The organism is Bacteroides sp. MSB163, assembly GCF_036416795.1.
Classification (GTDB): domain Bacteria; phylum Bacteroidota; class Bacteroidia; order Bacteroidales; family Bacteroidaceae; genus Bacteroides; species Bacteroides maternus.
Map to the genome: position 1 here is coordinate 4,486,087 of NZ_CP143867.1, position 15,549 is coordinate 4,501,635.

A 15,549-nucleotide genomic window follows, 5' to 3' on the forward strand; every position below is an offset into this window, starting at 1 on the left:
GATAAATAAATAGGCAAAACATTAACTTTATGTTCTCGGATTTTTATATCTTTGCAGCGCAAAACCAAATATTAATTAGTATGTGTGGAATAGTAGGCTATATTGGTCAAAAGAAAGCCTACCCCATTCTTATCAAAGGATTGAAGCGATTAGAGTATCGCGGATATGATAGTGCAGGGGTAGCATTAATCAGTGATAACCGACAGTTGAATGTGTACAAAACGAAAGGTAAGGTTTCGGAACTGGAAACTTTCGTTACTCAAAAAGATATTTCCGGTAACATCGGAATTGCCCATACCCGTTGGGCTACGCACGGGGAACCTTGCTCCGCTAATGCCCATCCTCATTATTCTTCTTCCGAACATCTCGCTCTCATCCACAACGGCATCATCGAAAACTACGCCGTTCTCAAAGAAAAACTCCAGGCCAAAGGCTATTCATTCAAAAGCAGTACGGACACTGAAGTACTGGTGCAACTGATAGAATTCATCCAGAAATCCAAAAATACAGATTTGCTGACTGCTGTGCAATTAGCGTTGCGTGAAGTAATCGGCGCATACGCCATTGCCGTGCTGGATAAGGACAATCCGGATGAGATTATAGCAGCTCGCAAGAGTAGCCCGTTGGTAGTGGGTATCGGTGAAGATGAGTTTTTCCTGGCTTCGGATGCTACGCCGATTGTGGAATATACAGATAAAGTCGTATATTTGGAAGATGAAGAGATTGCTGTCATTCATCGCGGAGAGAAACTGAAGGTGGTGAACCTGAAAAATGTGGAATGTCCGCACGAAGTAAAGACGGTAGCGCTGAATCTGGGACAATTGGAAAAGGGTGGTTATCCGCACTTCATGTTGAAAGAGATCTTTGAGCAGCCCGATTGCATTCACGATTGTATGCGCGGACGTATCAATGTAGAAGGTACAAATGTGGTGCTTTCCGCAGTGATTGATAACAAAGACCGCCTGCTGGTGGCCAAACGTTTCGTCATCGTGGCGTGCGGTACTTCCTGGCATGCGGCGCTTATCGGAAAGCATCTGATAGAAAGTCTTTGCCGTATTCCGGTGGAAGTGGAGTATGCTTCGGAATTCCGTTACCGTGATCCGGTGATAGACAGTAAGGATGTGGTGATTGCGATTTCGCAAAGTGGCGAGACGGCGGATACACTGGCAGCTGTGGAACTGGCGCGGAGTCGTGGGGCATTTATCTATGGTATCTGTAATGCGATTGGTTCGTCTATTCCGAGAGCTACGCATACGGGTTCTTATATCCACGTAGGCCCTGAAATCGGAGTGGCTTCCACCAAAGCATTTACGGGACAGGTGACAGTGCTCACTATGCTGGCGCTGACGCTTGCCAAAGAAAAAAATACGATAGATGAGGGGCAATTCCTTGCCATCGTGCAAGAGCTGAACCGCATTCCTGATAAAATGAAAGAAGTGCTGAAGCTGAACGGCAGCATTGCAGAGCTTTCCAAGATTTTCACGTATGCGCATAACTTTATCTATCTGGGACGCGGATATTCGTATCCCGTAGCCCTGGAAGGTGCGTTGAAGTTGAAAGAAATCTCTTATATCCATGCCGAGGGTTATCCGGCAGCTGAAATGAAGCACGGGCCTATCGCATTGATAGATGCTGAAATGCCGGTAGTGGTGATTGCTACACAGAACGGGCTTTATGAGAAAGTATTGAGCAATATACAGGAAATCAAGGCACGTAAGGGCAAAGTGATCGCCTTGGTGACAAAAGGGGATACGGTCATCAGCAAGATTGCCGATACTTGTATCGAGTTACCGGAAACAATTGAGTGTCTTGACCCGTTGATTACTACAGTACCGTTGCAGTTACTGGCGTATCATATCGCAGTATGCAAGGGGATGGATGTGGATCAGCCGAGAAACTTGGCGAAGAGCGTCACGGTAGAGTGAACAACATATCTATCAAATAGTAAATAGTAAATCGTCAAATAGTAAATAAATCGGATGGAAGAACTGAAGCATGAATGTGGCGTTGCCATGATACGCCTGCTGAAACCTCTGGAATACTATGAACAGAAGTACGGCACATGGATGTATGGTTTGAATAAACTCTATCTTCTGATGGAGAAGCAGCACAATCGCGGACAAGAAGGCGCCGGTCTGGCTTGCGTAAAGCTGGAAGCAAATCCCGGTGAGGAGTATATGTTCCGTGAGCGTGCACTCGGTTCGGGCGCCATTACCGAGATATTCGGTACGGTGCAGAGTAACTTTAAGGATTTGACAAAAGAGCAGCTTCATGATGTGGATTACGCTAAGAAATACCTTCCTTTTGCGGGAGAGGCTTACATGGGGCACTTGCGCTATTCTACTACCGGAAAGAGCGGAATTTCCTATGTGCACCCTTTCCTGAGGCGTAACAACTGGCGGGCTAAGAACCTCGCTCTTTGCGGCAATTTCAACATGACGAACGTGGATGAGATCTTTGCGCGTATCACTGCCATTGGCCAGCATCCGCGGAAGTATGCCGATACGTACATCATGCTGGAACAAGTGGGACACCGACTGGACCGTGAAGTGGAGCGCCTCTTCAATCTTGCCGAAGCGGAAGGATTGACAGGTATGGGTGTGACTCACTATATAGAAGATCATATGGACCTGGCAAACGTGCTGCGTACTTCGAGCAAGGAGTGGGACGGAGGTTATGTGATATGCGGGCTGACGGGAAGCGGTGAATCGTTTGCCGTGCGCGACCCGTGGGGAATCCGTCCCGCATTCTGGTATCAGGATGATGAAGTGGCAGTGCTTGCCAGCGAACGCCCTGTGATACAAACCACTTTCAATGTGCCGGCAGGCAGCATTAAGGAATTAATGCCCGGACAGGCCTTGCTGATTAACAAGACAGGCAAGCTGCGCACCATCCAAATTAATAAAGCGCGCGAGGTGAAACCCTGTTCTTTCGAACGCATTTACTTCTCGCGAGGCAGTGATGTGGATATTTATAGGGAACGTAAACTGTTGGGTGAGAAACTGATACCTAACATATTGAAGGCCATTAATAAAGACCTTGACCATACCGTCTTTTCCTTCATCCCGAACACGGCGGAAGTTGCTTTCTACGGTATGTTGCAGGGACTGGATGATTATCTGAATGAAGAGAAAGTGCAACAGATCGCCTCCCTGGGACATAGCCCCAATCTGGAGGAGCTGGAACAGATACTTTCCCGCCGTATCCGTAGCGAAAAGGTAGCCATTAAGGACATCAAATTGCGCACGTTTATTGCAGAAGGAAACAGCCGTAATGACTTGGCTGCGCACGTGTATGATATCACCTATGGCAGTCTTGTGCCGGGTGTGGACAATCTTGTCATTATTGACGACTCCATTGTGCGCGGAACCACTCTGAAACAGAGTATCATCGGTATTCTCGACCGCTTGGGTCCCAAGAAGATTGTGATTGTTTCTTCTTCCCCGCAGGTGCGTTATCCCGACTATTACGGCATCGATATGGCAAAGATGAGTGAATTCATTGCTTTCAAAGCGGCCATCGAGTTGCTGAAAGACCGGGATATGAAAGATGTGATTGCCGCTGCCTACCGAAAATCGAAAGACCAGGTAGGACTGCCGAAGGAGCAAATGGTGAACTATGTGAAGGATATCTATACACCCTTCACTGACGAGGAAATCTCCGCCAAGATGGTAGAACTGCTGACACCTGCCGGAACAAAGGCGAAGGTGGAAATCGTATACCAACCGTTGGAGGGGCTGCATGAGGCTTGTCCCAATCATCGGGGAGACTGGTATTTCAGCGGTGATTATCCTACGCCGGGCGGGGTGAAGATGCTGAATAATGCCTTTATTGACTATATAGAACAAGTATATCAATTTTGAGATGTACGATTTGACGATGTACGATTTACGATTGAAGAATGTCATTGTAGAACGTTATCGCCAAGAAGAAGTAATCTCAATCGTAAATAGCAAATAGTTAAATCGTAAATATATAGATGAGAAATGTAACTCTTATCCTCGACGACGGGAGCCGCTTCCACGGCAAGTCGTTTGGCTACGAAAAGCCGGTAGCGGGAGAGGTGGTTTTCAACACAGCCATGACGGGGTATCCCGAGAGCTTGACCGACCCTTCGTATGCCGGACAGTTGATGGCGCTCACTTATCCGTTGGTGGGCAATTACGGTGTGCCGCCTTTCACTATCGAACCGAATGGGCTGGCCACCTTTATGGAAAGCGAACGTATCCATGCGGAAGCCATCATTGTAAGTGATTATAGTGAGGACTTCAGCCATTGGAATGCAGCAGAAAGTCTTGCCGATTGGCTGAAGCGCGAACAAGTGCCGGGCATCACAGGTATCGATACGCGTGAGTTGACGAAGGTGCTCCGCGAACATGGCGTGATGATGGGGCGCATCGTTTTCGACATCGTCGAAAACGAAATTGACAATGGACAATTGACAATTGACAATTATGAGGACATCAATTATGTCGATAGGGTGAGTTGCAAAGAGATTATTGTATATAAAGGAAATGAGTCTCGCCGTTTCAGCATTGATACCCCTGCAGCACAGCTTAATTGTCAATTGTCAACTGTCAATTGTCAATTGAAGCGCGTAGCGCTTCTCGATTGTGGAGTGAAGACCAATATTCTTCGTTGTCTGCTGAAGCGTGATGTGGAAGTCATCCGTGTGCCTTGGGATTATGATTTTAATGAACTGGAGTTCGACGGACTTTTCATCAGTAACGGCCCGGGTGATCCGGATACCTGTGATGCTGCGGTGCAGAATATCCGTCGGGCAATGAAGAATGAAAAACTGCCTATTTTTGGTATTTGCATGGGCAATCAGTTGCTGAGCAAGGCAGGAGGAGCAAAGATATACAAACTGAAATATGGTCATCGCAGTCATAATCAGCCGGTACGTATGGTGGGTACGGAGCGTTGCTTCATCACTTCGCAGAATCATGGTTATGCAGTGGACAACAATACGCTGACAGAAGATTGGGAACCGCTGTTCATCAATATGAACGACGGGTCTAATGAGGGGATCAGACATAAACGGAATCCCTGGTTCTCTGCACAATTTCATCCGGAAGCTGCCAGCGGACCGACGGATACGGAGTTTTTGTTTGATGAGTTCGTGAAGTTAATTACAAATTACTGATTACAAATTACTTGTTTGTAATGGGTAATTAGTCATTTGTGATTTTTGAAAGTAATTTGTAATTAGTAATTAATAATTATTGACGTGAAAGAAAACAATATAAAGAAAGTCCTGCTACTCGGTTCCGGTGCACTGAAAATCGGGGAGGCAGGTGAGTTCGACTACTCCGGCAGCCAGGCACTCAAAGCCTTGAAAGAAGAAGGTATCTACACCGTTCTTATCAATCCGAACATCGCTACCGTGCAGACTTCGGAAGGCGTTGCCGACCAGATTTACTTCCTGCCTGTCACTCCTTATTTTGTAGAGAAAGTTATCGAAAAAGAACGTCCGGATGGTGTTATGCTCGCTTTTGGCGGACAGACGGCACTGAACTGCGGTGTCGACCTTTACAAAGGTGGAGTTTTTGAGAAATACGGCGTAAAAGTTCTCGGTACTCCCGTACAAGCCATTATCGATACGGAAGACCGTGAGATTTTTGTGCATAAGCTGAATGAAATCAACGTAAAGACTATTAAGAGTGAAGCCGTAGAAAACGCCATTGACGCTCGTCGTGCTGCTGCCGAATTGGGTTATCCGGTGATTGTCCGCGCTGCATACGCGCTTGGTGGACTGGGTTCCGGCTTCTGTGACAATGAAGAAGAACTGGATGTGCTGGTTGAGAAAGCTTTCTCCTTCTCCCCGCAGGTGCTTGTAGAAAAATCCTTGCGTGGATGGAAAGAAGTGGAGTATGAGGTGGTGCGCGACCGCTTCGACAACTGTATCACCGTCTGCAACATGGAGAACTTCGACCCGCTGGGCATCCATACGGGAGAGTCCATCGTTATCGCTCCGTCACAGACGCTCAGTAACTCCGATTATCATAAGTTGCGCGAACTTGCTATCCGTATCATTCGCCACATCGGTATTGTAGGAGAATGTAATGTGCAGTATGCTTATGATCCTGAAAGTGAAGATTATAGAGTGATAGAAGTAAATGCCCGCTTGAGCCGTTCTTCTGCTCTGGCGTCTAAAGCTACGGGGTATCCGCTTGCTTTCGTTGCTGCAAAACTCGGTCTTGGCTACGGATTATTCGACCTGAAGAATTCTGTAACAAAAACCACAAGTGCTTTCTTTGAACCTGCATTGGACTATGTGGTCTGCAAAATACCCCGTTGGGATTTGGGTAAGTTCCATGGTGTAGACAAGGAACTGGGTTCCAGCATGAAGTCCGTAGGCGAGGTAATGGCCATCGGCCGTACTTTTGAAGAAGCCATTCAGAAAGGCCTGCGTATGATAGGACAGGGGATGCATGGTTTCGTGGAAAATAAGGAACTTGTTATTTCTGATATAGACAAGGCGCTCCGTGAACCGACGGACAAGCGTATTTTCGTCATATCCAAAGCTTTCCGTGCCGGATATACCGTTGATCAGGTGCACGAACTGACGAAGATCGATAAGTGGTTCCTGGAGAAGCTGATGAATATCATGAACACCAGCAAAGAGCTGCACGCATTAAATGAGGAATTAAGAATTTCTTCATTATCTACCGAGCTGCTGCGTAAAGCCAAGGTACAAGGTTTCTCCGATTTCCAGATAGCCCGTGCCATCGGTTATGAAGGAGACATGGAAGACGGTATCCTCTATGTACGCAATTATCGTAAAAGCGTTGGCATTGTCCCTGTGGTGAAGCAAATAGACACTCTTGCTGCCGAATATCCTGCACAGACTAATTACCTGTATCTGACGTATAGTGGCATCACTAATGATGTTCATTACCTCGGCGACCGAAAATCCATCGTTGTACTCGGTTCCGGTGCGTATCGTATCGGGTCTTCCGTAGAGTTTGACTGGTGCGGTGTGCAGGCACTGAATACCATTCGTAAAGAGGGGTATCGCAGCGTTATGATCAACTATAATCCCGAAACTGTATCTACGGACTACGATATGTGCGACCGCCTCTACTTCGACGAACTTACCTTCGAACGGGTAATGGATATCCTTGAACTGGAAAATCCGCACGGGGTGATTGTTTCCACCGGTGGTCAGATACCGAATAACCTTGCCCTGCGTCTGGATGCGCAGAAGGTGCCTATACTCGGTACTTCCGCCAAAAGCATAGACAATGCCGAAGACCGTGAGAAGTTCTCTGCCATGCTGGACCGTATCGGTGTAGACCAGCCTCGCTGGCGCGAGCTTACGAGCATGGACGACATCAACGAGTTTGTGGAAGAAGTGGGTTTCCCGGTACTTGTGCGTCCGTCATACGTGCTTTCAGGTGCTGCAATGAACGTTTGTTCCAATCAGGAAGAATTGGAACGTTTCCTGCAACTTGCAGCCAATGTATCGAAGAAACATCCTGTGGTAGTCAGCCAGTTTATTGAACATGCCAAGGAGGTGGAAATGGATGCCGTGGCACGGAACGGAGAGATCGTGGCTTATGCCATCTCCGAACATATCGAGTTTGCTGGTGTGCACTCCGGTGATGCAACCATCCAGTTCCCGCCACAGAAGCTTTATGTGGAGACAGTACGCCGTATTAAGCGTATCAGCCGTGAGATTGCACGGGAGTTGAATATCTCCGGTCCGTTCAATATCCAATATCTGGCCCGTGAGAATGATATTAAGGTGATTGAGTGTAACTTGCGCGCTTCGCGTAGTTTCCCGTTCGTCAGCAAGGTGTTGAAGATAAATCTGATTGAACTGGCTACGAAAGTCATGCTGGGGCTTCCGGTGGAGAAGCCGAACAAGAATCTCTTTGAACTGGATTATGTAGGCATCAAGGCAAGCCAGTTCTCTTTCAATCGTTTGCAAAAAGCGGATCCGGTGTTGGGTGTGGATATGGCGTCTACAGGCGAGGTTGGTTGTATTGGAAGCGATACCTCCTGCGCTGTGCTGAAAGCCATGCTCTCAGTTGGTTACCGTATTCCGAAGAAGAATATCCTGCTTTCTACCGGTACACCGAAACAGAAAGTGGAAATGCTTTCCGCTGCCCGCCTGCTTCAGCAAAAAGGGTATAAGCTCTTTGCAACGGGAGGTACCAGTAAGTTCCTTACGGAAAACGGGGTGGAGAATACGCAGGTGTATTGGCCCAGTGAGACTAACCAACAGCCGCAAGCGTTGGATATGCTGCACAAAAAGGAGATCGACATGGTGGTGAATATTCCGAAGAACCTCACTGCGGGTGAGTTGAGCAACGGATATAAGATTCGTCGTGCCGCCATCGACCTGAATGTTCCGCTGATTACGAATGCTCGCCTGGCAAGTGCTTTTATCAATGCTTTCTGTACGATGACGCTGGATGATCTGGCAATTAAATCGTGGGCGGAGTATAAATAATCTCTGTATAACAAAGTGATAGCGCCTCGTTACATTGCAAAGATGTAACGGGGCTTTTGCTTTTTATATGCTGCAAAACATATTCCTATTTCTTGCTGATTCAGAATAAATAATCTTTCTTTGCACCAGCACAGTTCAGCACAGTTTCCTGTGCCATCCTTACTTTGATTAAACCTGTATACGCAATATGAAAACAATTTTCGGGCAACAAACGACGAAGGTAAAACAACTGGCCGATTTGATCAGTCAGGACATTTCCATGGGACGTTACAAGACGGATACCGCCCTGCCTTCCATCAATCAGCTGAGCCACGATTATAAAGTTTCCCGCGACACGGTTTTTAAAGCTTTTATTGATCTGAAGGAGCGGGGGATTATCGACTCTACTCCTGGTAAAGGTTACTATGTGGTGAATCGCCAGAAAAATATCCTGTTGCTTCTCGATGAATATTCACCCTTTAAAGATACGCTGTATAACAGTATCATCCGCCGCCTTTCCACGCGTTATAAGGTAGACCTGTGGTTTCATCAGTATAACGAAGCATTGTTCAATGCTATTCTTCGCGATTCCATTGGCCGTTATAATAAGTACGTGGTAATGAACTTCGATAATGAAAAGATTTCTCCTTATCTCTATAAGATAGACTCTTTCCGCCTGTTGCTGCTTGATTTCGGGCAGTTTGATAAGCGGGAATATTCATATATCTGTCAGGACTTCGGTGAAGCCTTTTACGCAGCTATGGTTCAATTGTCGGATAGGTTGCAGAACTATCGCAAGCTTATCCTGTTTCTGGCACGGGAAAGTAAGCATCCCAAGGAGACGTGCGATTATTTCAGGAAGTATTGCGCGGATCATCAATTGGAATGTGAGGTAATAGAGACTTTGGACGACAGGGAAGTTCATTCCGGTGAAGCCTATATTGCCATCCGTCAGGTGGATGTGGTGGAGATTGTGAAGAAGAGCCGTGCGGCAGGTTTGACGTGTGGCGTTGATTTCGGCTTGATAGCCTATAATGATACGCCGGCTTATGAAGTGATTGATAAGGGAATAACAGTGATGAGTGTTGATTGGCAAAAGATGGGAATCCTGACGGCAGATTTCATCTTGAGTGGCAAACCCATACAGGTTTGTCTGCCGACGGAAGTAAATTTAAGAGGCTCTTTATAGCCTTTTTTTATAAACTGGTTTCAGCACAGTTCAGCATAGATGATGTTTTATTAACCAAATATAATGATAGCATGAAAAAGTATCCGAAAATCGGGATTCGTCCCACTATCGACGGCCGCCAGGGTGGCGTACGTGAAAGCCTTGAAGAAAAGACAATGAATCTGGCTAAAGCAGTAGCCGAGTTGATCACCAGTAACTTGAAGAATGGTGACGGAAGTCCGGTGGAGTGTGTGATTTCAGACAGTACCATCGGTCGCGTAGCCGAAAGCGCGGCTTGTGCCGAGAAGTTTGAACGCGAAGGTGTGGGGTCTACTATCACAGTGACTTCTTGCTGGTGCTATGGTGCCGAGACTATGGACATGAATCCGTATTATCCGAAAGCTGTTTGGGGATTTAACGGTACGGAACGTCCGGGAGCTGTATATCTGGCAGCTGTACTGGCAGGACATGCACAAAAAGGATTACCTGCTTTTGGCATTTACGGACGTGATGTGCAGGATCTGGATGACAATTCCATTCCTGCCGACGTTGCAGAAAAACTGCTTCGCTTTGCACGTGCCGCACAGGCAGTAGCAACCATGCGCGGAAAATCTTATCTGTCGATGGGTAGCGTATCTATGGGTATTGCCGGTTCTATTGTGAATCCGGATTTCTTCCAGGAATATCTGGGCATCCGTTGCGAATCTGTAGACCTGACTGAAATTATCCGTCGCATGACTGAAGGTATCTATGATAAGGAAGAGTTTGCTAAAGCGATGGCATGGACAGAAAAGTATTGCAAGAAAAATGAGGGCAAGGATTTCAATATCCCCGCAAAGACCAAGACCCGTGAGCAAAAAGACGAAGATTGGGAGTTTATTGTGAAGATGACCCTTATCATGCGCGACCTTATACAAGGTAATCCGAAACTTCGCGAAATGGGATTCAAGGAAGAAGCACTTGGACACAACGCCATTGCCGCCGGTTTCCAGGGACAACGCCAATGGACGGATTTTTATCCGAATGGTGACTACTCCGAAGCTCTGCTGAATACTTCTTTCGACTGGAACGGTATCCGTGAAGCATACGTAGTAGCTACTGAAAACGATGCCTGCAACGGTGTAGCCATGCTCTTCGGCCATTTGCTGACAAACCGTGCACAGATATTCTCTGACGTGCGTACATATTGGAGTCCTGAAGCTGTGAAACGTGTTACGGGTAAGGAATTGACCGGTTTGGCAGCTAATGGCATTATTCATCTGATTAACTCCGGTGCTACCACTCTGGACGGTACAGGCCAGCAAACAAATGCACAGGGTGAACCTGCCATGAAACCTCATTGGGAAATCTCCGAGGTTGAAATGGAGAAATGTCTTGAAGCTACCACCTGGTATCCAGCTAACCGTGATTATTTCCGTGGCGGTGGTTTCTCTTCCAACTTCCTGTCTAAAGGCGGCATGCCTGTGACGATGAGCCGTCTGAATCTGGTAAAAGGCCTCGGTCCCGTGCTCCAGATTGCTGAGGGATGGACGGTAGAGATTGATCCGGAAGTTCACAAGCTGCTGGATGAACGTACGGACCGTACTTGGCCTACTACCTGGTTTGTGCCCCGTCTTTGTGATAAACCGGCATTTGAAGATGTGTACTCGGTAATGAATAACTGGGGAGCCAATCATGGTGCTATCAGTTACGGACATATCGGTCAGGATTTGATTACGCTGGCTTCCATGCTTCGTATTCCTGTTTGTATGCACAATGTGGATGAGAAGAAGATATTCCGTCCTGCTGCTTGGAATGCATTCGGTATGGATAAAGAGGGAGCTGATTACAGAGCTTGCACAACGTACGGACCAATCTATAAATAGATACTTCTCTATAATACCTGATATACTAATAATTACTATTTGATAAACAAAACATGATAACAAACGATCACATAGAACAATTCATTGCCCAAGCACATCGGGTAGGAGATGCCGGATTGACAATATGCAGTAGCGGCAATATCTCCTGGCGCATTGGTGACGAAGTCCTGCTTTCCGGAACAGGTTCATGGGTACCTTCTCTGCCTAAAGAAAAAGTAGCTGTCTGCCGCCTTTCCACAGGAGAAGTATTGAATGGAGTGAAACCCTCTATGGAGAGCGGTTTCCATCTGGGAGTACTTCGTGAGCGTCCGGATGTGAATGTAGTCCTGCATTTCCAGTCACACTATGCCACGGCTGTGGCATGTATGAAGAATCGTCCTGCGAACTTCAACGTAACAGCGGAGATCCCCTGTCATGTGGGAAGTGAGATTCCGGTAGTTCCTTACTATCGTCCGGGATCGAAAGAATTGGCACAGGGAGTGATTGATGCTCTGAAAGATCATAATTCCGTCCTCTTGTTGAAACATGGGCAGGTGGTGTGTGGCAAGGACTTCGACCAGGCTTTTGAACGCGCTATGTTCTTTGAAATGGCATGCCGCATCATTATCCAGTCCGGAGGAAACTACACCGTACTTACTCCTGAAGAGATCGATGATCTTGAAACATACATTTTAGGAAAGAAGACTAAATGATGAATACCTATCTGGCAGTAGATTTTGGAGGTGGAAGCGGTCGCGTGATGGCCGGTTCCATCTGCCAGGGTACGTTGAAACTGGAAGAGGTGTACCGCTTTCCGAACCGCCAGGTGCGGATGGGAAACCATGTGTACTGGGATTTCCTTGCTCTGTTTGATGAGATGAAGAACGGACTCCGGCAAGCGGTGCGCAAGGGATATCGTATCAGGAGCATTGGCGTTGATACCTGGGGCGTGGACTTTGGATTGATAGACCGTAACGGTAATTTGCTAGGAAACCCTGTGTGTTATCGTGATCCGCGGACGGATGGTTTGCCGGAAGAGTTTTTCGGTGGAAACCTTGTCCGGCATTATTCCGAGGCCGGCATACAAGTGATGTCCATCAATACACTTTTTCAGCTTTACAGCATGAAGAAAAGCGGTGATGCGCAATTGGAAGTGGCCGACCGTCTTCTGTTTATGCCCGATCTTTTCAGTTACTTCCTCACAGGGGTGGCAAATAATGAATATTGTATTGCATCCACTTCCGAACTGCTTGAGGCGCATAGCCGGACCTGGAATCAGTCGCTCATCCAGCGTTTGGGAGTATCTGCGCATCTCTTTGGAGACATTGTGATGCCCGGTACGGTACGTGGCAAACTGAAACGGGAGATTGCCGAAGAAATTGGTCTGACGGATGAAGTGGATGTCATAGCTGTCGGTTCGCACGATACGGCAAGCGCTGTTTATGCGATTCCTTCGACACAGGTGGATAAATCCCGTTGTGCTTTCCTCAGTTCCGGTACATGGTCTTTGCTGGGCGTTGAACTGGATGAGCCTATCCTCACGGAAGAAGCTTGCCGGGCAGGCTTCACCAATGAGGGCGGGGTAGGCGGTAAGATCCGTTTCCTTCAGAATATCACGGGCCTCTGGATCTTGCAACGTCTTATAACGCAATGGAAAGAAAGAGGAGAACGATGTGGGTACGATTTCTTGCTTTCTGCCGCCGAATCCGCGGATATTCCATCTGTCATTGACGTGGATGATAAGATGTTTCAGAACCCTGTGGATATGGAAGAAGCCATTGCGGAGTATTGCGAAGCGCACGGACAGCCTATACCGGAAACTTACGGTGAGGTAGTGCGTTGCGTGCTCCAATCACTCGCTCTGCGCTATAAGCAAGGAATAGACCAGCTGAACCGTCTGCTTCCCGCTCCGATAGAACAGCTTAATATCATCGGCGGCGGATGCCGTAATTCACTGCTGAACCGCCTGACAGCCGAGGCTTTGGGTATTCCCGTCTATGCCGGACCTGTAGAGGCCACCGCTATCGGCAATATCCTGGTACAGGCCATTGCCAAAGGAGAGATCGGCAGCCGTGAAGAAATCAAAGAATTTATTTAATAACTTAGCCGGAACGCGGATAAACACTGCTTTGCGTAGATAATTACCGTATCATTTTTTAATCTGCTAAAATCTATGTTTATTTGCGTTTCAATATTGATTTACTATGGACACATCAATCAAACGTTATCCCGCCAAAGAGCATCATCAGCCGGTGGAGCGTATCTGTCGGACACTGGAACTCCGTGACGATCCGCAGTTGATAGCCGAATACCGCCGCCGGCACAGCCAAGGGGGCATCTGGCCCGAAATACCTGCCGGTATCCGTGAGGCCGGTATTCTGGAAATGGAAATATATCTTTTGGACACCCGCCTGTTTATGATAGTCGAAGTGCCTGTAGGGCTTGACTGGGATGCAGCTATGGAGCGCCTCGCTTCCTTGCCCCGACAACAGGAATGGGAAGACTATATGGCCATCTTCCAGCTTGTGAAACCCGGTTCCACAGCCGCTGAGAAATGGCAGCCGATGGAGCGTATTTTCTACCTTTATGACTAATCCCAGCCAAAGAAATAACTACCATGAAGAACAACACTAAGAAAAACAGCATTATCAGTAAAGACGGAGTAAGCTACCTCATTCCGTTCATTCTTATCACCAGTTGCTTTGCCTTGTGGGGCTTTGCCAACGATATCACGAATCCGATGGTGAAAGCCTTTTCCAAGATTTTCCGTATGAGTGTTACCGACGGGGCATTGGTGCAGGTGGCTTTCTATGGCGGATATTTTGCCATGGCATTCCCTGCGGCTATTTTTATCCGCAAGTATTCCTATAAAGCAGGGGTACTGCTGGGACTGGGATTGTATGCTATCGGTGCATTCCTGTTCTATCCCGCCATGCTGACGGGAAATTACTATCCCTTCCTTATAGCCTACTTTATCCTGACATGCGGACTTTCGTTTCTGGAGACCAGTTGTAATCCCTATATCCTTTCTATGGGCGATGAGGCTACCTCCACCCGCCGGTTGAATCTGGCACAGTCTTTCAATCCGATGGGTTCGTTGCTGGGTATGTACGTGGCGATGAACTTTATCCAGAATCGTTTGAACCCGATGGATACGGTGGAACGTAGTCGGCTTTCGGATACGGAATTTGCCGCTGTGCGTGATTCGGACCTGATGGTACTGATTGCGCCTTATCTGATTATCGGGCTTGTCATTCTGGCTATGCTGATTGTGATCCGTATGGTGAAGATGCCGAAGAATGGCGATCAGTCTCATGGTATCAATTTCCTGCCTACATTGAAACGCATATTCGGTATACATCATTATCGCGAAGGAGTGATCGCACAGTTTTTCTATGTAGGTGCGCAGATTATGTGCTGGACATTTGTCATTCAGTACGGCACACGCTTCTTCATGTCTGAAGGGATGGAAGAGAAAGCCGCGGAAGTGCTTTCACAGCAATATAACATTGTAGCTATGATTATCTTCTGTGCCAGCCGCTTCATCTGTACGTTTATTTTGCGGTATCTCAGTCCGGGATTGTTACTGAAAGTTCTGGCTATTGCAGCCTGCGTGTTTACGGTGGGGGTAATTAGTTTCCAGAATATCTGTGGAATGTACTGCCTCGTGGGAGTATCCGCCTGTATGTCTCTGATGTTCCCTACGATTTACGGTATAGCTTTGCAGGGATTGGGCGATGATGCTAAGTTCGGTGCTGCCGGATTGATCATGGCGATTCTCGGAGGTTCGGTGTTACCGCCAGTTCAGGCAAGCATCATAGATTGTGGTACATTGCTGGGTATGCCTGCTGTGAACTTGTCATTCATTCTTCCGTTCATCTGTTTTGTGGTAATTGTGATCTATGGACATCGATCCTATAGCAGGGAAAAGATGCGAAAGTAGTTATAGATACGTCTGATTTCGATAATGGAGAACCTTTTTATAGAAAAAAGGTTCTCTTTTCTATTTTATATAAGTTATATTTCGTCTTTTTTTTCTACTTTTGTATTGCAAAATAAAACAAGTAAAATATTTCGCATAACATAAAATTTTTCCG

10 protein-coding genes are annotated in these 15,549 nt (G+C 47.1%); all 10 read left to right on the forward strand.

Annotated elements, in window-relative coordinates; all coding sequences use genetic code 11:
• Positions 1 to 80 precede the first annotated feature (80 nt).
• The 10 genes from glmS (at position 81) to fucP (ending at position 15,395) form a co-directional block, all read left to right on the forward strand.
• A complete protein-coding gene (glmS, locus tag VYM24_RS17225) occupies positions 81 to 1,925 on the forward strand; it encodes a glutamine--fructose-6-phosphate transaminase (isomerizing) (RefSeq protein ID WP_330940481.1) in 1,845 nt (614 codons plus the stop codon).
• Between the two features lie 54 nt (positions 1,926 to 1,979).
• On the forward strand, positions 1,980 to 3,863 hold the full coding sequence (locus VYM24_RS17230; RefSeq protein ID WP_291551180.1) for an amidophosphoribosyltransferase: 1,884 nt from the start codon (positions 1,980 to 1,982) through the stop codon (positions 3,861 to 3,863).
• A gap of 116 nt (positions 3,864 to 3,979) precedes the next feature.
• Positions 3,980 to 5,146 carry a glutamine-hydrolyzing carbamoyl-phosphate synthase small subunit gene (gene carA, locus VYM24_RS17235; RefSeq protein WP_291551181.1) on the forward strand — a complete coding sequence of 389 codons (1,167 nt, stop codon included), beginning with the start codon at positions 3,980 to 3,982 and terminating at the stop codon, positions 5,144 to 5,146.
• Between the two features lie 84 nt (positions 5,147 to 5,230).
• Entirely contained in the window at positions 5,231 to 8,461 is a 3,231-nt protein-coding gene (gene carB, locus VYM24_RS17240) for a carbamoyl-phosphate synthase (glutamine-hydrolyzing) large subunit (RefSeq protein ID WP_299091148.1), read from the forward strand.
• 187 nt (positions 8,462 to 8,648) lie between these two features.
• Positions 8,649 to 9,629: a GntR family transcriptional regulator gene (locus VYM24_RS17245; RefSeq protein ID WP_330940482.1), complete on the forward strand. Its 981-nt coding sequence runs from the start codon at positions 8,649 to 8,651 to the stop codon at positions 9,627 to 9,629.
• 71 nt (positions 9,630 to 9,700) lie between these two features.
• A complete protein-coding gene (gene fucI / locus VYM24_RS17250; protein WP_330940483.1) occupies positions 9,701 to 11,473 on the forward strand; it encodes an L-fucose isomerase in 1,773 nt (590 codons plus the stop codon).
• Between the two features lie 53 nt (positions 11,474 to 11,526).
• On the forward strand, positions 11,527 to 12,165 hold the full coding sequence (locus VYM24_RS17255; protein ID WP_330940484.1) for a class II aldolase/adducin family protein: 639 nt from the start codon (positions 11,527 to 11,529) through the stop codon (positions 12,163 to 12,165).
• Positions 12,165 to 13,550, forward strand: a complete 1,386-nt coding sequence (locus VYM24_RS17260; protein WP_330942266.1) for a rhamnulokinase — start codon at positions 12,165 to 12,167, stop codon at positions 13,548 to 13,550. The genes VYM24_RS17255 and VYM24_RS17260 overlap by 1 nt, the downstream gene beginning before the upstream one ends.
• A 106-nt stretch (positions 13,551 to 13,656) precedes the next feature.
• Positions 13,657 to 14,046 carry an L-rhamnose mutarotase gene (locus tag VYM24_RS17265; protein ID WP_330940485.1) on the forward strand — a complete coding sequence of 130 codons (390 nt, stop codon included), beginning with the start codon at positions 13,657 to 13,659 and terminating at the stop codon, positions 14,044 to 14,046.
• A 23-nt stretch (positions 14,047 to 14,069) separates the two neighbouring features.
• Entirely contained in the window at positions 14,070 to 15,395 is a 1,326-nt protein-coding gene (gene fucP / locus VYM24_RS17270; RefSeq protein ID WP_291551187.1) for an L-fucose:H+ symporter permease, read from the forward strand.
• Positions 15,396 to 15,549: the final 154 nt, after the last annotated feature.

Excerpts from the sequence above, each read along its gene's own strand:
- glmS (WP_330940481.1), top strand. The coding sequence starts at position 81 with ATGTGTGGAATAGTAGGCTATATTGGTCAAAAGAAAGCCTACCCCATT.
- VYM24_RS17230 (WP_291551180.1), top strand. The coding sequence starts at position 1,980 with ATGGAAGAACTGAAGCATGAATGTGGCGTTGCCATGATACGCCTGCTG.
- carA (WP_291551181.1), top strand. The coding sequence starts at position 3,980 with ATGAGAAATGTAACTCTTATCCTCGACGACGGGAGCCGCTTCCACGGC.
- VYM24_RS17245 (WP_330940482.1), top strand. The coding sequence starts at position 8,649 with ATGAAAACAATTTTCGGGCAACAAACGACGAAGGTAAAACAACTGGCC.
- fucI (WP_330940483.1), top strand. The coding sequence starts at position 9,701 with ATGAAAAAGTATCCGAAAATCGGGATTCGTCCCACTATCGACGGCCGC.
- VYM24_RS17255 (WP_330940484.1), top strand. The coding sequence starts at position 11,527 with ATGATAACAAACGATCACATAGAACAATTCATTGCCCAAGCACATCGG.
- VYM24_RS17260 (WP_330942266.1), top strand. The coding sequence starts at position 12,165 with ATGAATACCTATCTGGCAGTAGATTTTGGAGGTGGAAGCGGTCGCGTG.
- VYM24_RS17265 (WP_330940485.1), top strand. The coding sequence starts at position 13,657 with ATGGACACATCAATCAAACGTTATCCCGCCAAAGAGCATCATCAGCCG.
- fucP (WP_291551187.1), top strand. The coding sequence starts at position 14,070 with ATGAAGAACAACACTAAGAAAAACAGCATTATCAGTAAAGACGGAGTA.